We start from the raw sequence: 19,956 nt of genomic DNA, 5'->3' as shown, positions 1-19,956 counted from the left end.
TTGACCGCGGAAAAATTCCGTGCTCAAGCCGCATAAATAATTTTTCTGTTTGAACTGTATACTTGACAGGCAATAGTGCCCAAGGCAAAAATTATAGTCCGGATTTTAATGTTAGAGGGGCAAAAATTAATAGTTAATTCCCACCCTCTCTCTCATTTTTATGTTGATGTGTTGATAAACCGATTTAGCAACAATATAATTTAAGTAGCGAGGGGAAGAGGAAAAGGGGCATAAAATGACAGTTGCAACGTACGAGCAATGCATTAATGAATTGAAACGGCTGGGGATCAAGTACTCAATGGTGGACCATCCGGCAGCTAAAACTACTGAAGAAGCCGATCATTATATTGAAGGTTACGAAGGTGCCCGGACGAAGACGATGTTTTTACACGATAAGCACCACCAGCATTACATGATAATCATGGATGATGCGAAGCGAATGGATTTCAAAAAATTCCAAGAAATTTCAGGGACCAAGCGGATATCAATGGCTAAAGATGAAGAGATCATGGATGAACTCGGTTTAAAGCCTGGAATTATTTCTCCCTTTGGCTTAATAAATAATGAAGCTAAGGATATTAAAATTTACGTTGATCAAATGGTCTTAGATGAACCGATTTGGACTTTCCACCCCAACGAAAATACGCATACGATTTTCCTCGATAATCAAGACGTTTTAAAGTTTATTGAAGCGCAAGGCTTTACGTATGAAGTGATTAATTTATAAAAAAATCCTAGTGAATTTTAATTGAAGTACCTCATAATCATTGGATCTTTGTCCAACAATTGTAAGTTATTTCAGAATTCACTAGGATTTTTGAATTTAAGAAGAAAACTTAATTTGTTGAGTTTGGGAAAAAGCTCCTTTGCATGTTAATTAAGAACTACGTCTATTGAGGAAGGCTTACTTTAAATCACCCTTTTGAACAAAGAAACGTTTGAAATTTTTGGCATAATTAAAATCGATGCGTTTACCAAGTAACCACCGCTTAAAGTTCATGTCAGCGGCATATGAATAGGTTGTGCCCCATTGACCTTGCTGAATGAGTTGTTCGGCAGTTTGCTTAGCTTGGTTATCTTTGGCGTATTTGAGGAAGGTTGCTTTCGAAACACCAAGCCAAACCTGATACTTACTTGGATCTTGGTTAGCGTAAAGAGTTGGTTGATCTTTTAAGGTTCCTTCGATGTAGTCCATTACTGGGAAGGACGGCATTGAGTTTCCATTGAGGGAAACGAAGAAAGAGCTCCGTCCTTGCCGTGGGTTAAGGTCAAAGACTTTAAAGGTTTGATCACGTTGGTCATATTTAAAGTCAAAGTTCACGTAACCAGTAAAGTTAACTTGTTCCAAGAAGTTTTGAACTTGATGGTAAAGTTGTTCATTATATTGGGGAAGAATGGCGACGTAATTACCAACGTTAGCTGGGTTGCAGTCCTCAAGTAAAGGGTGCCCAAGGCTAAGCATTTTTACGTGGTGGTACTGGTCAACATAGGCATTCATTGTTCGCATATTACTGTCATCACCCGGGATGAACTCTTGTAAGATTAAATCCCCCTTGTATGGACTAGTTTCATAAATAATCTTTAAAACTTTGCGAAGCCGGGCCTGGTCATTAATGATGTAGGCTTTTTCGTATCCTTCGAAGTTTCCCTTGTGCCATTCAACTGCATCGGCGGCCTTAAGGGCCACGGGGTATTCAAATGGTGAAACATAATTTTGATAGTCCAGATCAGGCTTTAGAATCGCAGTTTTTGGATATGGTAAGTTGTATTTCTCACAGACTTCATAAAACTTTTCTTTATCAGTTAGCGTGGCAATCGTCTTGAAATCAGCATAGGGACATACCATGTGTTGAGCGAGGATGTCCCGATTTTTGGCAACTAATTCCGTGTAATCGTCACCACATGAAATTAAAAGAACTTGCTTGCCGGTTTCAGCCTTAAACTTTTCGGCAGCCTTAACAAGTAGGTCTGTAAAGACATCCGGTTTTTGCAAGTCCGGATGCAAGTGAAGGTTAACGATTTTTGAATATTTAGTTGGGGCTAACTCAGCTCGTGCAAAGAGTTCGGATTTAATCCCATAGGTTTTGTGAATTGCCCGGGCCATTCCATAAGCATTGAAGTCACTTCCGAGAATAAGCGGGATAAAATTAGCAGTCATAATTATTAAGTCAAGCTCCTTTAGTAAAAAAGTTAAAAAGAGACTGGGTGAAGGACTCAGTCTCTTTTTTCAGTCCTAGAATGTTATATAGCAAAAATAGTAATAAAACTAGTCTTTCAAGAAATTTACTAGCGATTTAGTTAGTTGCAGAGTTGTCACTAGCCGCATCAATTGCCGTAATTGCCGCTCCCCGAAAACCATGCGCTTCAAGAGCACTAATGCCTTTGATAGTCGTTCCGCCAGGGGAGGCGACTTGGTCACGAAGGAGGGCTGGGGCCAAACCGGTTTCCGTTGCGAGGGTGCCGCTTCCTTTTACCATGCTAGCGACAACTTGGTAAGCAATTTGGCGGCTTAGACCATGTTTAACAGCCGCATCCGAAAAGGCGTCCATTAAAACATCAACAAAAGCCGGTCCGCAACCACCTACCACTCCGATAATATTGAGATCAGTTTCTTTAACAACGATCACATCGCCAAGTTTACCAAGGAGTTCTTTAATGGTTGCTGTTATCGTTGTGGGTAAGTTTTCACGCAATGCTAAACCAATTGTTCCTGCATTTACAGCTACTGGCGTATTCGGAATCATAGCTGCAAGGGGATGGTTAGGTAAAGCCTTGGCAAGTGCGGCTAAGCTAATTCCCGCAGCTGAAGAGATTATGATTGTTTCTTCATTTAGGGAAGCTAACTGACTAGCAACCTCAAGCGTAATCGGTGCTGGCGTAGTTAAAATTACGACCGCGGGTTGGGCTTTAACCAAGTCAGTAGGGGTATTTACTAATTGGATCTGCTTAGCTTGCGTAAATTTCTCAACCCGAGGGTTAACTGGATTAAGCGTAATTAGATCATTTTCACCAGCGGCCTTAAATCCGTTTAAAATAGCAGTGCCCATGTTACCAGCACCAACAATGGCAATTTTCACTAATCTTCACCATCCTCGTTGTCTAATTTAATGTAACTTGCATTAATGTAGCCGGCGTGATCTGTTTCATACCAAGTTACGCCGTTTTCATCCTTAATTCGGGCGATTAAGGTGACGACACTTCCATTTGATAACTTTGTTAGGGGAAGTCCATATGGTTGATCATAGGTGTCTACGGACCGGTTAGGAAGAAAATCAACGACTCCTTTGACTTGGTTTAGTTTTAAGTAGGTAAGGTCAATAATTGGCTTCGTTGTTTTTTGTTCTGCAAATGGATCGTGTTCAACTAAGGTCATTTGGGCATCATCAAACTTAACCCATTGGTCAGCGTTAACCTGGTACCAAAATTCACGAGTTGTTGTGGCAACCCGTTGAAAAGATTTCACATAGATATTTCCCGGAAGTTTATCGGGTAATGGCATTCCGCCAACGCGGTCGTAAATAGTAACGGGCGTTTTTAGATGGAGGTAAAGATCGATGTTTTGGATCTCACCCCAAGTTTGTTTCCGGTAGTAAAAACAAACACTTTTTGCCGTATTGTCAAAGGTTCCTTTTAAGGTTCCTGTAATTTGAACTAAGTTATAGTTAGGAATTTCAATTTTTTTAATATCGTAACTTTGCCCGAGATGCCCCCGGAGAAGCTGGGGCAGGCGAAGGTTATCATTGCTATCGATGTCTCGGTAGTAGATCCAAATTGGATTACCGGTTTTGAATTCGTCTTTCATAAGGTTCACCCCAAATGCATAGTTTGTCTTAAGTATACCGCTTTAATGGGCTTGTGTCCCGCCACTTTTCGAATGATTTTTAAAGAAATTTGTAGGTTAATAATGGTAAAATAAAACATCAACTTATTACGGAGGTAAATATGCAACAACGATCACAAATTCGCCGCCTAACCCGGCGAAGTCTACTACTAGTTTTAATTATCGTTCAAGATTTAGTTCCTTTTATTGGTAATTTACCACTTGGTCCCCTTTCAATTACTACAATGCCAATAACCGTCGCCGTAATTGCTGCTCTATATGGTCCAATTGAAGGTACCTTAGCAGGGACGGTTTGGGGAATTCTAACTTTTATTCGAGCCTTTGTTTACCCAAGTAGTGCCCTTGCACCATTAATTTTTACCAATCCCTTAATCTCGATTGTCCCTCGGATGTTAGTTGGTTTATTTGCTGGGTGGGTTTTCTGGTTAGTTCAAAAGAGTGGACGAACTGGACTAGCGGCAAGTCTGGGCGGCTTAGTAGCATCATTAACCAACACTATTCTTGTATTAGGCGGGATTTACCTGTTTGCGAATACACCGCAAGTCGCTGCCGGCTACCACGTTAGTCAAAATAATTTAGGGGTAGCTTTAGCCGCAATTGTCGGGACCAACGGAATTGCTGAAGCAGTCCTTGCTACGGTGGTAGTTCCTTTATTAGTGATCCCTTTACGGAAGGTGATCCAACGGTTAGCAAAATAGAATAGGAAATAAATAGGTAGTTATAAATTTAAAATAACCTTATTCTAGTCTAAATCATGCACGTAATCTGGCTTCGCTAAGAAATCCCACTCTTATCTAGAGGGAAATTTCTTAGTGAAGCCTTTTTTATCTTTCCCTAAAGCTTTCTTGCCAGAGGCCATCAAAGAAATGTTGTAAAGAGATTTGACTTTTGGCGGGGGTTTCATCGCCTTGGAGACGTTGCATTTCAACATGCACGTTTTGGTATTCAAAGAGGTTATTGGCGTATTCAAGTAAAATATCATTTTCAGGATAATCGAGGCACATCGTTGCAAGGTTAGTGATGCCGGCTTTTAGCGAACGGCGAATCCGCTGGAAAACAACCTTCTTAGTGTGGTCATTCATTTGAAGATCGCGTTCAAAGTTGATTGCCGCAAAGTTAACATTTTGGTCAACCATTAACTTTACGATCCGCCGAATATCTTCACTCCCAGTTTCAGCCGCAATTCCTAAGAACATTAAAACTGAGTTAACGTGGTCAATTCGCTTTCGTTGGGCCGATTGAGGTCGTTGATATGAAGCGGGACTGGCGAGAGCTAACTCGTAAATAGCAGCGAGGCGGTTGGTCATGTTGACATAACCACCAATCAATTGGAGCAAATGTTTAACTTCAATTGGCTGAAGTGGAGCGGCAACAACAATATCGATATTTTCTCGGTAAGCGGCTTCCCGAATTTCAGGGGTAATTTTCGTCCCCGTTAGGATAAAGCGGGGGCGGGAGTTAACATCACGCAGGCGGCGGACAAGTTCAATCCCGTCATAAGGGGTAAGATCATTGCTGATTACCATGATATCAACCCGCAGTTCCAACAAATCTAAGTAAGTCTGTGAAGCTGAGCTACTTTGACCAACGACATAGTTATCAAAACTGCGCTCAATCAACTCTTGAAAGAGGTTACGGTTGGCTTCATTTGGGTCAGCAAGATAGAAATTCATTGTAAAATTGCTCCTTTTTTAAACAAATCTGATTTTTTTTGATGCTGATTGAAGTATAACTTAAATTGATGAATAAAGTAAAATTATTCACAATCAAAAGCCGCTTTATACATTGCTATATGCATTTATACATTTAGTAAGGATAAATCATGCAAAATCGGTTGTATAATTTAAAGGCCTCGAAAAAATTCTCCGCAATTCTTTGAAGCATACGTAAGTTCAACGTAAAATTTTGAAAACGCTTTCTATAATAATAATCGTAAAGAAAGTTATTACAAACCTTAGGAGGAATTAGATCAATGGCTTTTAATTTACGGAATCGTAGTTTCTTAACACTTGCTGACTTCAACACGCGTGAAATGGAATACATGTTGAATTTGGCAGAAGACCTCAAGAAGGCAAAGTACGCCGGAACTGAACAACAAAAATTAAAGGGCAAGAATATTGCCTTAATCTTTGAAAAGAGTTCTACGCGGACTCGTTGTGCTTTCGAAGTCGGTGCTAAGGATCAAGGGGCTCACGTTACTTACCTTGGCCCATCTGGTTCTCACATCGGTTACAAGGAATCAGTTAAGGATACTGCGCGGGTTCTTGGTGGAATGTTTGACGGGATTGAATACCGTGGCTTCTCCCAACGGAGCGCTGAAATCTTAGCTGAATACTCTGGAGTTCCAGTTTGGAACGGTTTAACTGATGAAGATCACCCAACACAAGTTTTGGCCGACTTCTTAACTGCTAAGGAAGTTTTGAAGAAGGAATACAAGGACATCAAGTTTGCCTTTGTTGGTGATGGTCAAGACAACGTTTCTAACGCTTTGATGCTTGGGGCCGCTGTTATGGGGATGGAATACCATGTGGTAACGCCTAAGGAATTAAACCCAACGCCAGAAGTTCTTAACAAGGCTCAAAAGATTGCTGATAAGACGGGGGCTAAGATCGTTGTTTCCAACGACATCAAGGAAGGTGTTAAGGGAATGGACGTTATTTACGCCGATGTTTGGGTATCCATGGGTGAACCAGACGAAATCTGGGAACAACGGATTAAGTTGTTAAAGCCTTACCAAGTTACGAAGGAAGTTATGGAAGCTACTGGCAATCCACATGCGATCTTCGAACACTGCTTACCTGCATTCCACGACCAAGAGACTGGTGTTGGTAAGAAGATCTTTGAAAAGTACGGCTTGAAGGAAATGGAAGTTACTGACGAAGTCTTTGAAAGTGAACAATCCGTTGTCTTCCGTGAAGCTGAAAACCGGATGCACACGATCAAGGCTGTTATGGTTGCAACTTTAGGTGAATAGTTAGGAGGATGCAGAAATGGCAAAAGTAGTCGTTGCTTTAGGGGGAAACGCCCTGGGTAAATCTCCAGAAGAACAACTGCAGTTAGTAAAAAACACTGCCGCTTCTCTTGTGGGGTTGATCGATGCAGGGAATCAAGTAGTGATTAGTCACGGGAATGGTCCTCAAGTTGGTCAAATTAATTTAGGGATGAATTTTGCCGCGGAGAACGGAAAGACGGCCGCTTTCCCATTCCCCGAATGCGGTGCAATGAGCCAGGGGTACATCGGCTACCATTTGCAACAAAGTCTGCAAAATGAACTCCACAAGCGCTGGATGAAGAAAAATGTGGTAACCACGGTAACCCAAATTGTCGTTGACCAAAACGACCCGGCTTTCAAGAATCCGACTAAGCCCGTTGGTGACTTCTACACTAAAGAACAAGCTGACCAAATCGCAGCTGATAAAGGTTACACCTTTAAGGAAGATGCTGGACGCGGTTACCGGCAAGTGGTCCCATCACCACTACCACAAAAGATCATCGAACTCGATAGTATTGAAACCCTAATCAACAATGGTGACTTAGTCATCGCTGGTGGTGGGGGTGGAATCCCGGTTGTAATTACTGATGAAGGCCTTAAAGGGGTTCCAGCTGTGATCGACAAAGACCGTTCTAGCGCTTTGTTAGCTGATAACATTAACGCGGATAAATTAATTATCTTGACAGCCGTTGACTACGTTTACATCAACTTTAACAAGCCAGACCAAAAGCGGTTAGATCGGCTTTCCGTTGATGAAGCTAAGGAATACATGGCCCAAGATCAATTCGCTGCCGGCAGTATGTTACCAAAGATTCAAGCTTGCTTGTCCTTCGTGGAAGGGCACCCAGAGCGTGAAGCAATCATCACTTCCCTTGATGGACTAGATGATGCTCTGGCTGGTAAGCTTGGAACGGTAATTCACGGCTAAACTAATTCCAATGTGATTCTCTTGATTTAACACTTTTTAAATAGATAGGAGTGTAAAAAAATGACAAGTCCGATCCACGTTACTTCCGAAATTGGTAAGTTAAAGACGGTTATGCTCCATCGGCCAGGGCGCGAAATTGAAAACATTACCCCTGACTCAATGGAACGCTTACTTTTTGATGACATTCCATACTTACCAATCGCTCAAGAAGAACATGACTTTTTTGCTCAAACTTTACGTGACCAAGGCGCTGAAGTTATTTACTTCGAAAAATTAGCTGCTGAAGCTTTAGCTGATGAAAAAGTTCGTCAAGAATTTTTGAATCGGATGGTTGCTGAATCAGGTTACGTTGCTGGAGCAACCCATGATGCTTTGATTGAATACCTTTCCGCAATGAATCCTCAAGATATGATTGATAAGATTATCGAAGGGGTCCGGGGGACGGATATCGATCTTAAGCATGGTGATTTACAATCAGTTTCTGAAAATACGGATTGGCCATTCTTGATGGACCCAATGCCAAACGCTTACTTTACCCGGGATCCACAAGCCTCAATTGGTGATGGGATCTCAATTAACCGGATGACGTTCGCTGCTCGGCAACGGGAATCCTTAATTACGGAATACATCATTAAGCACAATCCACGCTTTGCTGGCAAGGTTGAAGTATGGCGTGACCGGAACCACACGACCCACATTGAAGGTGGGGACGAACTGGTTCTTTCTAACCACGTCTTGGCAATTGGGATTTCTCAACGGACGACAGCTGACGCAATTGAAGACATCGCTAAGAACCTCTTCAAGGACTCCGACTACGACACCGTAATTGCCATTTCAATTCCACACAATCACGCTATGATGCACTTGGATACTGTCTTTACGATGATTAACTACGATCAGTTTACGGTTCACCCAGCTATCTTGGATGACAACGGTCAAGTTGACAACTGGGTTCTTCACCCAGGTAAAGATGGCGAAATCGTGATGGAACACCATACCGACATCAAGGAAGTTTTGAAGAAGGCTTTGAACAAGTCTGAAATCGATTTAATTCCAACTGGGAATGCTGATCCAATCGTAGCGCCACGGGAACAATGGAATGATGGTTCAAACACTTTGGCAATCGCTCCAGGTGAGGTTGTTACCTACAACCGGAACTACGTATCAAATGACTTATTACGTGAACATGGGATCTTAGTTCACGAGGTTCGTTCGAGTGAATTGTCCCGGGGCCGTGGTGGTCCGCGGTGCATGTCCTGCCCAATCGTTCGTGAGGACATCGACTAGCTAAAAATTAGCGGAGGTGATCTAGATGGTACCAACGACTACCAAGGGTTACTTCCGCTTTTTTGAGCCAAAAATTATTCGGTTAGTTTTATAATTAGCGTGTATAATATAATTAATAGTAGGCTTTAGTGGCGAAAAACCATGATCGCCTATTTGCAATCATTCTTTTTTACAGGTTAGTTTATAGAATCGAGGAGTGAAAAATGGAAAACAAAAAAGGAATTAGCCGCACTGAGCTGATTGCCTTGATCGTTAGTTCCTGTATTGGGACTGGGATCTTTGGGATTACAACGAATGTTGCAGCTGCCGCTGCGCCTGGTCCAGCTTTACTAGCATGGCTATTTGTTGGAATTGGGATCTTATTTTTAGTTCTTTCGTTGAACAATTTATCAAACAAGCGTCCTGATCTTAAAGCCGGGATCTTCTCATACGCTGGAGCCGGTTTTGGCCCGCTTGGGGAATTCATTTCTGGTTGGTCATACTGGTTGTCAGCATGGCTAGGGAATATTGCTTTTGCGACGATGCTAATGAGTTCATTAGGAACCTTTATCCCAATGTTTAAGGGTGGCCAAAACTTAGCATCAATCATTGTTGCGATTATTTTCTGTTGGATTTTAACGCTCTTAGTTAATCAAGGGGTAGAAAGTGCTTCCTTCATTAACTCAATTGGGACGGTCTTTAAGGTTATTCCACTGGTTCTTTTTATCATTTTGATGATTATTGGATTTAAGGGTGGTCTCTTTACTGCTGATTTCTGGGGCCACGTTGCTAATAATATGTCAAAGGGAACCACAACTGGTTCAGTTTGGGAACAAATTAAAGGTACGATGATGACTTTGATTTGGGTCTTCATCGGGGTTGAAGGGGCTTCTGTTATGTCCCACCGGGCCAAGAACCGTTCACAAGCCGAACAAGCAACGATTATTGGTTTTATTCTCTTAGTTTTGATCTATGTTATGATTTCGATCTTACCATACGGTCACTTAAGCCGGGCCGCTTTAGCTGCTGGTGGTCAACCAGCCCTTGGAAGTGTCCTTGAGGCCGTTGTTGGTCACTGGGGGGCCGTAATGATTAACGTTGGATTGATCATCTCAACGATCATTTCTTGGCTATCCTGGACGATGTTACCAGCTGAAACGACGATGTTAGTCGCTGATGATAAGGCAATGCCAAAGATATGGGGAAAGGTAAACGCTAAGGGAGCCCCAACAACTTCCTTGATGATCACTGGGGTTTTGCAAACGATTTTCCTCTTCTCCTTGCTCTTCACACAACAAGCTTATGAATTTGCTTACTCATTAGCCGCTGCTGCGATCTTGTTCTCATACTTACTGGTTGGCTTGTACCAAATGAAGTATAGTGCAGAAAACCAAGAATGGGGTCAGTTCACGGTTGGGTTGATAGCATCGATCTTCCAACTCATTTGTATGGTCCTTGCTGGTTGGAGTCAAGTGCTCTTAGTTTCCATCAGTTTTATTCCAGGTTTCATTATTTACTGGCAAAACTGCAAGGAACAAAACCACAAGATGAGCGGAGCCGAAAAGACGGTTATTATTTTAGTACTCTTGCTTTCAATCCTTGCCATCTACTTTGTTGCTAATGGCACGATTGCAATTGGCTAGGGAAATAAATATGTAACGAAAGGTTGTCCAAATCCGGGCAACCTTTTTCTTTTCCCTAATAAGGCCATGTGGGACGAACTAGATAGGATTCCTGTCGTCTACAAACTCACGCAAGCGATCAGCTTCCCGGAGCAACTACCATTTACTATTACTTCTCCGGTATCTGTATGACAGATATGGACTCAAAGCTAGGGCGGTGACCTTCTAATCTTTAAATTAGTGACCTTAGTCGGTTTTCCAACCTCTTTTCGCTAAGGTGTCATCCCCGTAAGATCTAAATGAAAAGCGAATGAACTAGGCAACTTTCCCAATTCATTCGCTTTTCTTTTGCTAATGTTAATAACTTAATCTTTAATCCGTAGTGGTCAAGGAACTATCAGCTGGCTTTGTTAATTCGTTTTGGCTATTTTCGGCAGTAACTACAATCTTGCCATCGTCATTCAATTGAGCAATGAGTCGATGGTCGTTATTGTGTTCAAGCACGAAGTCAGCAATTTGGTCCTCAATTTGTTCTTGAATGACCCGCCGTAATGGCCGCGCTCCCATCTTTGGGTTATAACCAAGTTCAACGAGCTTTTCTTCAACGTCTTGTGGGACCGTAACATGAAGTTCCCGGTCAGCCAACATTTGGTTAACATCATCAATCATCAAGCCAACGATCTTCATCAAATTGTCCTTGGTAAGGGCGTTAAATTCAACAATATCGTCAAACCGATTTAAGAATTCTGGCTTAAAGTAATTAGTTAACTTATCCATGACGGAGTTAACGTTGCCGTTAGTTTCAGCGCCGAAACCAACGCTAGCGACCGCATCACCAGAGCCAGCGTTAGAGGTCATAATGATGATGGTATCCTTAAAGGAAACCGTCCGTCCTTGAGAGTCGGTTAACCGACCATCGTCAAGGATTTGTAAGAACATGTGCATGACGTCTGGGTGGGCCTTTTCAACTTCGTCCAAGAGAATTAAGCTGTATGGGTGCCGACGAACTTGTTCCGTTAATTGACCAGCCTCTTCGTAACCAACGTAGCCTGGAGCCGCTCCAATTAATTTCGAAGTCGATGTTTTATCCATGTATTCAGACATGTCGAATCGGATCATCGCGTCTTTAGAACCAAAGAGTTGCTTAGCTAATTGCTTAGCCGTTTCAGTCTTTCCAACCCCAGTTGGTCCAACAAAGAGGAAGGAACCAATCGGCCGACCAGACTTGTTTAAACCAATGCGGTTCCGGCGAATTGCCCGGGCAATTTTATCTACCGCTTCGTTTTGACCAATGACGTGTTTTTCAAGTTCCTTATCAAGGTCCTTTAATTGATTTTGTTCTTGCTTTTGCAGGTCACCAACCGGAATATTAGTCTTTTCTTCGACGATTTTTTCCATATCTTTAACATCAACGATGGCTTCGTCCGTGACTTTATTTTCTTCGGCTTCTTTTTTGGCTTTGGTTAACTTTTCGACTTGATCACGGTAGAAGGCAGCCTTTTCGTAGTCTTGGCTTTCAACCGCTTGTTGTTTATGAGCTTCAGCGGTGTGAATTTGATTTTCAATCGCGTTTGGATCAACGTTTTTTAAGGTTAAGTTCTTCCGCGAACCGGCTTCATCAAGTAAGTCGATTGCCTTATCAGGTAAGTACCGATCTTGGATGTAACGGTCAGATAACTTTGCAGCCGCCATAATCGCATCATCAGTATATTTAACATGGTGGTAATCTTGGTACCGACTCTTGATCCCATCCAAAATCTTGATGGTCTCGTCGACACTTGGTTCAGCGACTTCAACTGGTTGGAACCGCCGAGCCAAAGCGCCATCCTTTTCGATCTTCCGGTATTCATTCAGGGTTGTAGCACCGATTAATTGGAATTCCCCCCGTGCTAAGGCTGGTTTTAAGACGTTTCCAGCGTCCATCCCACCTTCAGCGTTTCCAGCTCCCATAATTTCGTGGATTTCATCGATGAAGAGAATAATATTGTGGTTCTTGGAAACTTCTTCAATTAATTGTTGCATCCGCTTTTCAAATTGGCCACGGATCCCAGTTCCTTGAACAAGTGAAACTACATCTAATCGGATAATTTCCTTGTTAGCCAATTTTTCCGGAACTTCACCAGAAACAATTGCGGTTGCTAAGCCTTCAACCACAGAGGTTTTCCCAACCCCAGCTTCACCAATTAGAACGGGATTATTCTTCGTCCGCCGGTTCAAAATTTCAATTACCCGATGGATTTCCTTATCCCGACCGATTACTGGGTCGATCTTTCCTTGGCGGGCAAGGTCGGTCATATTAATTCCGTATTGGCCTAAAACGCCCTTTCCCCGTTGACCATTGCCACCTTGGCGTTGGCCTTGTGCTTGGCCACCACCGTTAGCAGCTTGGCTTTGCATATTATTTAAGGCATTCATAAAATCATCGAGATTACCAAATCCAAAAGCATTGTTCATATCGTTTCCCCCATTTAACATTTGCATTTGTTGGTTTTGTAATTTTTGATAGCAATTTTGACAGAGGTCAATCTGCATCTTTTGGCCATTCATCATCATTTGTAGATGAATGGTTGCTGGATTTTTATGACAGATTTGACATAGCATGGTTTAATTCCCCCTTGCCTGGTCATTTGACCTTTCTTGACTAATTGGCTTTAATTATACTTACTTTTTCACTTAAAGCAAGTTATCTACCTGGTTTTAAGTGAAAACAAAGAAATAAAAAAGATTGCTTTAAAAGGTTATATAAAATAAGAAAAATAAATCAGTTTAATTTGGTAATGTTTCTTAGTCATCGGATGGTACAATATTTAAGAAGGGGGTTGACCAATCTAATGGCAGCAGATTATTTAGCTAAGTTAGAGCAACTGCGAAAAGGGGAAATTGATGAATTAATCGTCACCCCGGATGATTTTCTGGATTTTCAAACGGCTTACCGGACATATCAATTTAAGACCCAAATTACCGGGGATGCTCATCGGGGTGGTGAAATTCATTACCATCGCGTTAAAAAGTAAAGCTTGAAAAGAAATGAGGAGATTTCATCGTTTTTAACATTAAAACCGACGGAAGATTCTTGTATTTAACGCTTACAATTGCTACAATGAGACCTATAGAGTAAGTATTTTTAATACCTACTATTCTTTATGTGCTAAGGAGAATGATACAATGGAAAAACGCGATTTTAACATCACTGCTGAAACAGGTATTCACGCCCGCCCAGCTACGATCTTGGTTCAAACTGCTTCTAAGTTCGCTTCTGACATTACGTTGACTTACAACGGTAAGAGCGTTAACTTGAAGTCCATCATGGGGGTTATGTCCCTTGGAGTTGGTCAAAACGCTGATGTTACGATTTCTGCTGATGGTGACGACGAAAAGGATGCCATTGCAGCAATCGCCGACACGATGGTAAAGGAAGGCTTGGCTGGCTAAAATGGCAAAATTACTCAACGGAATTGCAGCTAGTGGTGGAATTGTCATTGCGCCAGTTCATCTGTTGAGTTACGGTAAGCCGCCGGTTAAAGATCAAAAAACAACCGATGTGAATCATGAGGTCGAACGGCTTCATGATTCTTTTCGTATTACGGCAACTGAGCTCGAGCAGATTATCCAACAAGCAACCCGTAATTATGGAAAACAGATTAAAGGACCTTTAGAACAGCAATTAGTAATTCTTAGAGATTGGGAATTTCCAGCATTAATTGGCCGGTTAATTGTGAGTCAAAAAGTGACTGCGATTAGTGCCATTGAAAATGGGTTAGCCACCACCTTAGCAAGAATTGATCAAACTACGCGCACAGGCCATCGCCAAGCAATAGCGTATCAAGACGTGGCCCAACGTTTAATCACTCATCTTCAACCACAAAAAAATGAACAACTAGATCATCGGGCAATTGTCGTATCTCATGAAGTTAGTCCCAGCTTAGTTGCTAGTTTTAATCCGCAATTGGTCGCGGGGGTAATTACCGATAATGGGGGAGCTACGGCCCACTCGGCCCTTTTGACAGCTGAACTGGGAATTCCAGCAGTCGTAGGAACTAAAGCGGCAACTCAGATTGCCAAAGAGGACATGGTGGCAATTATTGATGGTGAACATGGAAAGGTTATTTTTCAGCCAACCCCCCAGGAAATCGATCATTATCAACAGTTAGCCGCACAGTATCAACAGCAGCAGCAAAGTCTTGGCGCTTACCGGGATCTAGCAACCGTGACCGCTGATGGTAATCGGGTTCATGTCGCAGCCAACATTGCCTTGCCAGATGAATTGAATCAACTGATTAAAAGTGGTGCCGAAGGAATCGGCTTGTACCGGAGTGAATTTCTTTTTTTAAATGTTGATCATCGCGTCACAGAAGATGAACAAGTTGCTAATTATAAAGCGGCCCTATTAGCTATGCCGCATGATCGAGTAGTGATTCGGGTTCAAGATTTGGGGGCAGATAAGCAACCAAGATTTGGCCAAGAACGGAATGTGAAGCTATTTTCTCAGCGGGGGTTACGCTGGCTTTTAAAACAAGAACCAATTTTACGGACCCAATTACGGGCGCTTTTACGAGCTTCAGTTTATGGTCATTTAGGAATCATGTTTCCTTTCGTGACCACGATTGATGAATTTCAACGGGCATTAGCAATTTTGGATCAAGAACGCCGCCTTCTAGAAGAGCAGGGCCATGCAGTGGCTAATAATGTTGAGGTTGGAATGATGATTGAAACTCCAGCCGCGGTCTTGATGGCGGATCAATTTGCCAAGTATGCGGACTTCTTTAGTATCGGCTCAAATGATCTAGTCCAATACCTCTTTGCAGAAGATCGAACCGATAGTAGTAACCAGCACTATGTTGCGCTGAATCCAGCTGTTTTACGGGCCATTAAACAAGTAATTCAGGCTGCGCATGCAGAAGGAAAATGGATTAGCTTATGTGGGGAAATGGCAACCTTAAAGTTAGCTCAACCATTGGTTTTAGCGATGGGGATTGATGAATTCTCACTCCCCCTCCCAGCAATCTTACCCTTGAAGCAACGCTTACAGAATTTATCAGTTCGTCAGCTTCAGCCATTAGTAAAGCAAGTCCTAATGATGGAAAATGATGATGAAGTGGCAGAAGTAGTTAACAAATGGCTCCGACGCCACCAAAAGAAGTAGACCCTATTTCTTAATAATTGTTATAAAAATGGGGTCTTGTTTGCTATTGTAATAATTTGAGTTTAAAATGAAAAAATCAGCGTAATTGAGAAGTTTGACTTTTTCAATTTGGACCGAAAAAATATCAAAGGAGAGGGCAGCTTGAAAATCGGTTTGTTTACAGACACCTATTTTCCGCAAGTTAGTGGGGTCGCAACCTCAATTAAAACCTTACGGGATGAATTGATCCGTCATGGACATCAGGTTTATATCTTTACAACAACTGACCCAGCGGCACCCGCTTCTGAACCAGAGAAGGGAATTTACCGTTTTAAAAGTATCCCCTTTGTTTCCTTTACTGATCGACGGATTGCGGTAACTGGTTGGCTTAAAGTTCTTCGAGTAGCTAAGCAACTGCAATTAGACGTGGTGCATAATCAAACAGAATTTTCGCTTGGCTTAATGGGGAAAATGGTTGCTCGTGAATTAGGAATCCCTTGTTTGCATACTTACCATACAATGTACCAAGATTATCTCCATTACATTGCCAATGGACGGGTTTTACGACCCAAAGATGTTGCTCGCTTAGCGCGGTTATATTTACGGAATATGGATGGGGTGATTGCCCCTAGTGAGCGGGTATTAGATACCTTACTTGGCTATGGGGTTTCTGCTCCAATCAGGATTATTCCCACGGGGGTGGATTTGAGCCGTTACCAGCAACGAGATTCCAAAGTAGAACAGCTTAAGCGTCGGGCTGAACTTGGTTTCAGTCAGGATACACCGGTTCTCTTATCATTAAGCCGATTAGCGTTTGAAAAAAATATTCAAGCTCTGATTGCAGCTTTGCCTGATATCTTAACTACGGTCCCAGACGCCCAATTATTAATTGTGGGGGATGGGCCGGCCAGGTCGACCCTCGAACGTCAAAGTCGTGAATTAGGACTAACAGACCACATCACTTTTATTGGTCAAATTGATAATGATGAAGTTTATCATTATTATCAACTTGCGAACGTTTTTGTATCTGCTTCGGACTCGGAGTCGCAAGGTTTAACTTATGATGAAGCCTTAGCGTCTGATTTACCCTTAGTTGTAATGAAAAGTGATTATACCGCAGAATTAATTGATGATGTGGCAATTGGTCAGGTCTTTCAACAACGTTCAGAATTGGTTAAAGGAGTGGTTAAGTATTTAACCAGTCAACCAGCTACAGAAGATCAAGTAAAACGACAGGTTAAGTTACATGAGATTTCGGCAGCGGTCTTTGAACAACGAGTGGTCGAATTTTATCAAGAATGTGCGGAGCGGGCCGCTCAAAAAACGGCACCATTCCATCGGCGGTTACCGTTTATGAGGAGTAGATGATGATAAAAATCACGATGTTCTCGCAAGCTGATTCAGTTAAAGGACAAGGGGTAGGAAGTGCTTATAACGAATTAGTTACTTTGCTAAGGGAGCGATTTAGCTCAACGTTTGATTTAGCAATCAATTCTTGGCGAACAACGGATATTAGTCACTATCACACCATTAATCCTACCTATTTTTTGTCGACTTTTTCCAAAAAACGGGGGCGCAAAATTGGGTATGTCCATTTTTTGCCCGAAACTTTGGAAGGAAGTTTAAAAATTCCGCAACCATGGCGGAGTTTGTTTTATCGATATGTAATTGCCTTTTATAAACGGATGGATCACTTGGTAGTAGTCAATCCTAATTTTATTCCAAAGTTAGTTGCTTATGGGATCAAGCAAGAAAAGATTACCTATATCCCCAATTTCGTTGATTCTAGCCACTTTTTCCCGGTTGATACTAAAAAAAAGGAGCAGTTGCGGATTAAATATCAAATTCCCCAGGATCAGTTTGTCGTTTTTGGGAGTGGGCAACTCCAAGAGCGTAAGGGAATTTTTGATTTCATCCAGTTAGCAAAGCAAAATCCGCAGACTCTTTTTATTTGGGCTGGTGGTTTTTCTTTCGGTGCGATCACCGATGGTTATAAGCAACTAAAGGCAGTAGTCAAAAATCCGCCTACCAATTTGCGTTTTCCTGGGATTGTTTCTCGTGAAGTGATTGCTGAATATAATAATCTGGCGGACTTATTCTTGTTACCGTCTTATAATGAATTATTTCCGATGTCGGTCCTGGAAGCTTTTAGTTGTGGAACACCAGTAATGCTAAGAGATTTAAGCCTCTATCATGGAATTATTGGGGGATACTATGAACCGGCAACGGATTTAAAGATGATGCAAACAAAACTCCGCGCTTTAAGCGAAGATCCCCAAGCTTTGGCTGAACTGAGGAACAAGTCTTGCCAAGCAGCCAAACGATATTCGAAAGATCATCTAGCACAAGTCTGGAAACATTTTTATTTTTCGCAAGTAAAGGAGCACTAAAATGTCGCGAAAAAATTGGATTGTTTTAGTTTTGATGCTTCTTGTAGGAATTGGAATCTTTGCTTTTTCACTTCGAAATACAAATTTAACCCGGTTGAGTTATGATTTGGCTCACCTTAACTGGGGATGGTTTTTGATAGCCGTTTTGTGTATTTGTCTATATTTGGGTCTTGAAGGTGTTGTTGTAAAGATTTTTATGACTGACCGGTACCCGTCCTTTACTTGGAAGGATGCTTTGCGCTTACCGTTAATTGAACAATTATTTAATGGTATAACACCGTTTTCAACGGGAGGGCAACCAGCCCAACTGATGGCAATGCTTCAGTCGGGGGTTGAAGGTGGTTTGGCCAGCTCGGTGTTATTAATGAAATTTGTGGTTTTCCAGGCCATGATCGTCATCAATTTCTTGATTAGTATTTTAATCGGGTTTCATTATATTGCCGAAAAACTTCATGCCTTATCGCTTTTTGTGCTTTTCGGTTTTACAATTCACCTGGCAGTAATAATTGGTCTTTTAATGGTAATGTATTGGTATTCCTTCACGAAACGATTAGTTAAGACCGCTTTAGTACCGATAAGATGGTTTGGCGGACAGCAACGTTACCAAAAAATATGGGAAAGGTTAGATACAAAAATTGATACTTTTTATCAAGAAAGTGTCAAAATGAAACGAGAGTACCATAAATTAGGGAAGGTTGCAGTGGTCACTCTGTTACAATTGTTGGCTTATTATATTATTCCCTATTTTATTCTTTTAGCTTTAGGAGTTAATGGGATCAATCTCATTATGGTGATGAGCTTACATGTCCTTATTTTTATGATTATTTCCTTGTTCCCAATTCCAGGGGGAACGGGTGGGGCAGAGTATAGCTTTTCAGTGCTTTTCTTGAGTTTCACTCATTCTCAAAGTAAATTGGTCTTAGCCATGTTCTTATGGCGTCTTTTAACTTACTATTTTGGAATGTTTGCTGGAATGTTTGCCATGATGATTAAACCAGATAAAGTTGAAAATTAAAAAGAGTCTGTGCAATCCAAAAGGTTTGCATAGGCTCTTTTTTTCGTTAAAATCAAATTGGGTGAGATGAAAATGATGAAATCGATGAAATCGAAATTAATACCAATTATTAAGCGCCTCCAAGCGATGACATTGGCAAAAGATGCTCATGAACAACGCCGTGAATTTACGGCATATGGGGTTTATGTCTGTGAGGTAATTTATCGACAATCGGAAAACGAGTTTATTATCGTCCGCAATCGTGAGCAAGAACAATTAGTTTTTGATGATCTGGACTTAGCAGCAATTGAGATTTTTAATTGCCTATATGATTTTTATGAAAGCTTTTAACTGAACTATTATTGTTTCATAATGAATTATAGTAGATAATTTACGAATAATTAGCCATTAATGAGGGGGAATAACAAAGAAAGTCAAAAAAGTTAAAAATAATTTGTGAAGATGATTGACAATTACTAATGGTTACCTGTATAGTAGTTATCGTTGTTACGGCAATTGAAAGTTTCAATAAAAACTTCTTGACGTAAAGTTAATGCTTTGGTAACATGTAAGAGTTGCTGATGAGCTTAGTAATTAAGAGCTTCAAAAATGATTTAAAAAAGTTCTTGACATCTTACGAACAGGATGTTACAATTACTAAGCGCTAGGAATTGATTTTCCGAGCAATTCGGTAGACCTTTGAAAACTGAATAAAGTTTCGACGAATCAAATGTGTAGGGTCCTTGATCTTAATGATCGAGGCAAAACATTTGCGAAGTCAATTCGCTTAATTTATTTTTG

Annotated in this window: 18 protein-coding genes; 13 read left to right on the top strand and 5 right to left on the bottom strand. The window is 41.4% G+C overall.

Annotated features, from left to right (window positions below; all coding sequences use genetic code 11):
- Positions 1-235: 235 nt before the first annotated feature.
- Positions 236-727 carry a prolyl-tRNA synthetase associated domain-containing protein gene (locus tag H5993_RS07505; RefSeq protein WP_204776871.1) on the top strand — a complete coding sequence of 164 codons (492 nt, stop codon included), beginning with the start codon at positions 236-238 and terminating at the stop codon, positions 725-727.
- 177 nt (positions 728-904) lie between these two features.
- Here the strand turns inward: H5993_RS07505 and H5993_RS07500 are convergent, their stop codons facing one another.
- From H5993_RS07500 to H5993_RS07490, 3 genes are all read right to left on the bottom strand, one after another.
- A complete protein-coding gene (locus tag H5993_RS07500) occupies positions 905-2,158 on the bottom strand; it encodes a carboxylate--amine ligase (protein WP_204776870.1) in 1,254 nt (417 codons plus the stop codon).
- 136 nt (positions 2,159-2,294) lie between these two features.
- Positions 2,295-3,077, bottom strand: coding sequence for a pyrroline-5-carboxylate reductase (gene proC, locus H5993_RS07495; RefSeq protein WP_204776869.1), 783 nt, complete (start codon positions 3,075-3,077; stop codon positions 2,295-2,297).
- Entirely contained in the window at positions 3,077-3,802 is a 726-nt protein-coding gene (locus H5993_RS07490; protein WP_204776868.1) for a MucBP domain-containing protein, read from the bottom strand. The genes proC and H5993_RS07490 overlap by 1 nt, the downstream gene beginning before the upstream one ends.
- 140 nt (positions 3,803-3,942) lie before the next feature.
- On the opposite strand from H5993_RS07490, the gene H5993_RS07485 reads away from it, so the two are divergent.
- The gene (locus tag H5993_RS07485; RefSeq protein ID WP_204776867.1) at positions 3,943-4,539 is read left to right on the top strand and encodes an ECF transporter S component; all 597 of its coding nucleotides are present in this window, start codon (positions 3,943-3,945) and stop codon (positions 4,537-4,539) included.
- Between the two features lie 126 nt (positions 4,540-4,665).
- On the opposite strand, the gene H5993_RS07480 is transcribed toward H5993_RS07485, so the two are convergent.
- Entirely contained in the window at positions 4,666-5,514 is an 849-nt protein-coding gene (locus H5993_RS07480; RefSeq protein WP_204776866.1) for a DNA-binding domain-containing protein, read from the bottom strand.
- 299 nt (positions 5,515-5,813) lie between these two features.
- On the opposite strand from H5993_RS07480, the gene argF reads away from it, so the two are divergent.
- The 4 genes from argF (at position 5,814) to H5993_RS07460 (ending at position 10,670) form a co-directional block, all read left to right on the top strand.
- Positions 5,814-6,815 carry an ornithine carbamoyltransferase gene (argF, locus tag H5993_RS07475; RefSeq protein WP_180871456.1) on the top strand — a complete coding sequence of 334 codons (1,002 nt, stop codon included), beginning with the start codon at positions 5,814-5,816 and terminating at the stop codon, positions 6,813-6,815.
- Between the two features lie 16 nt (positions 6,816-6,831).
- Positions 6,832-7,761 carry a carbamate kinase gene (gene arcC, locus H5993_RS07470; RefSeq protein ID WP_180871457.1) on the top strand — a complete coding sequence of 310 codons (930 nt, stop codon included), beginning with the start codon at positions 6,832-6,834 and terminating at the stop codon, positions 7,759-7,761.
- Positions 7,762-7,821: 60 nt separating this feature from the next.
- The gene (gene arcA / locus H5993_RS07465) at positions 7,822-9,048 is read left to right on the top strand and encodes an arginine deiminase (protein ID WP_204776865.1); all 1,227 of its coding nucleotides are present in this window, start codon (positions 7,822-7,824) and stop codon (positions 9,046-9,048) included.
- 203 nt (positions 9,049-9,251) lie between these two features.
- Positions 9,252-10,670, top strand: coding sequence for a basic amino acid/polyamine antiporter (locus H5993_RS07460; protein WP_204776864.1), 1,419 nt, complete (start codon positions 9,252-9,254; stop codon positions 10,668-10,670).
- Between the two features lie 351 nt (positions 10,671-11,021).
- Here H5993_RS07460 and H5993_RS07455 read toward each other — a convergent pair whose 3' ends face one another.
- The gene (locus tag H5993_RS07455) at positions 11,022-13,250 is read right to left on the bottom strand and encodes an ATP-dependent Clp protease ATP-binding subunit (RefSeq protein WP_204776863.1); all 2,229 of its coding nucleotides are present in this window, start codon (positions 13,248-13,250) and stop codon (positions 11,022-11,024) included.
- A 230-nt stretch (positions 13,251-13,480) separates the two neighbouring features.
- On the opposite strand from H5993_RS07455, the gene H5993_RS07450 reads away from it, so the two are divergent.
- From H5993_RS07450 to H5993_RS07420, 7 genes are all read left to right on the top strand, one after another.
- Entirely contained in the window at positions 13,481-13,663 is a 183-nt protein-coding gene (locus H5993_RS07450; protein ID WP_204776862.1) for a hypothetical protein, read from the top strand.
- A 151-nt stretch (positions 13,664-13,814) separates the two neighbouring features.
- Positions 13,815-14,081, top strand: coding sequence for a phosphocarrier protein HPr (locus H5993_RS07445; RefSeq protein ID WP_204776861.1), 267 nt, complete (start codon positions 13,815-13,817; stop codon positions 14,079-14,081).
- A 1-nt stretch (position 14,082) separates the two neighbouring features.
- A complete protein-coding gene (gene ptsP / locus H5993_RS07440) occupies positions 14,083-15,792 on the top strand; it encodes a phosphoenolpyruvate--protein phosphotransferase (RefSeq protein WP_204776860.1) in 1,710 nt (569 codons plus the stop codon).
- 141 nt (positions 15,793-15,933) lie between these two features.
- The gene (locus H5993_RS07435) at positions 15,934-17,139 is read left to right on the top strand and encodes a glycosyltransferase family 4 protein (protein WP_204776859.1); all 1,206 of its coding nucleotides are present in this window, start codon (positions 15,934-15,936) and stop codon (positions 17,137-17,139) included.
- Positions 17,139-18,161, top strand: a complete 1,023-nt coding sequence (locus tag H5993_RS07430; RefSeq protein WP_204776873.1) for a glycosyltransferase family 4 protein — start codon at positions 17,139-17,141, stop codon at positions 18,159-18,161. The genes H5993_RS07435 and H5993_RS07430 overlap by 1 nt, the downstream gene beginning before the upstream one ends.
- A 1-nt stretch (position 18,162) precedes the next feature.
- On the top strand, positions 18,163-19,176 hold the full coding sequence (locus tag H5993_RS07425) for a lysylphosphatidylglycerol synthase transmembrane domain-containing protein (RefSeq protein ID WP_204776858.1): 1,014 nt from the start codon (positions 18,163-18,165) through the stop codon (positions 19,174-19,176).
- Between the two features lie 72 nt (positions 19,177-19,248).
- Complete coding sequence (locus H5993_RS07420) at positions 19,249-19,506, top strand: DUF1797 family protein (protein ID WP_239458041.1); 258 nt, start codon at positions 19,249-19,251, stop codon at positions 19,504-19,506.
- The last annotated feature ends 450 nt before the right edge of the window (positions 19,507-19,956 follow it).

It is taken from the genome of Limosilactobacillus alvi, assembly GCF_016900115.1.
Lineage (GTDB): Bacteria > Bacillota > Bacilli > Lactobacillales > Lactobacillaceae > Limosilactobacillus > Limosilactobacillus alvi.
Note: the sequence above shows the minus strand (reverse complement) of the source record. Positions and strands in the feature narration are given on the sequence as shown.

What these genes read in the sequence shown, in the direction of transcription:
- H5993_RS07505 (WP_204776871.1), top strand. Translation starts at nt 236, where the DNA reads ATGACAGTTGCAACGTACGAGCAATGCATTAATGAATTGAAACGGCTG.
- H5993_RS07500 (WP_204776870.1), bottom strand. Translation starts at nt 2,158, where the DNA reads ATGACTGCTAATTTTATCCCGCTTATTCTCGGAAGTGACTTCAATGCT.
- H5993_RS07490 (WP_204776868.1), bottom strand. Translation starts at nt 3,802, where the DNA reads ATGAAAGACGAATTCAAAACCGGTAATCCAATTTGGATCTACTACCGA.
- H5993_RS07485 (WP_204776867.1), top strand. Translation starts at nt 3,943, where the DNA reads ATGCAACAACGATCACAAATTCGCCGCCTAACCCGGCGAAGTCTACTA.
- H5993_RS07480 (WP_204776866.1), bottom strand. Translation starts at nt 5,514, where the DNA reads ATGAATTTCTATCTTGCTGACCCAAATGAAGCCAACCGTAACCTCTTT.
- argF (WP_180871456.1), top strand. Translation starts at nt 5,814, where the DNA reads ATGGCTTTTAATTTACGGAATCGTAGTTTCTTAACACTTGCTGACTTC.
- arcC (WP_180871457.1), top strand. Translation starts at nt 6,832, where the DNA reads ATGGCAAAAGTAGTCGTTGCTTTAGGGGGAAACGCCCTGGGTAAATCT.
- arcA (WP_204776865.1), top strand. Translation starts at nt 7,822, where the DNA reads ATGACAAGTCCGATCCACGTTACTTCCGAAATTGGTAAGTTAAAGACG.
- H5993_RS07460 (WP_204776864.1), top strand. Translation starts at nt 9,252, where the DNA reads ATGGAAAACAAAAAAGGAATTAGCCGCACTGAGCTGATTGCCTTGATC.
- H5993_RS07455 (WP_204776863.1), bottom strand. Translation starts at nt 13,250, where the DNA reads ATGCTATGTCAAATCTGTCATAAAAATCCAGCAACCATTCATCTACAA.
- H5993_RS07450 (WP_204776862.1), top strand. Translation starts at nt 13,481, where the DNA reads ATGGCAGCAGATTATTTAGCTAAGTTAGAGCAACTGCGAAAAGGGGAA.
- H5993_RS07445 (WP_204776861.1), top strand. Translation starts at nt 13,815, where the DNA reads ATGGAAAAACGCGATTTTAACATCACTGCTGAAACAGGTATTCACGCC.
- ptsP (WP_204776860.1), top strand. Translation starts at nt 14,083, where the DNA reads ATGGCAAAATTACTCAACGGAATTGCAGCTAGTGGTGGAATTGTCATT.
- H5993_RS07430 (WP_204776873.1), top strand. Translation starts at nt 17,139, where the DNA reads ATGATAAAAATCACGATGTTCTCGCAAGCTGATTCAGTTAAAGGACAA.
- H5993_RS07425 (WP_204776858.1), top strand. Translation starts at nt 18,163, where the DNA reads ATGTCGCGAAAAAATTGGATTGTTTTAGTTTTGATGCTTCTTGTAGGA.
- H5993_RS07420 (WP_239458041.1), top strand. Translation starts at nt 19,249, where the DNA reads ATGATGAAATCGATGAAATCGAAATTAATACCAATTATTAAGCGCCTC.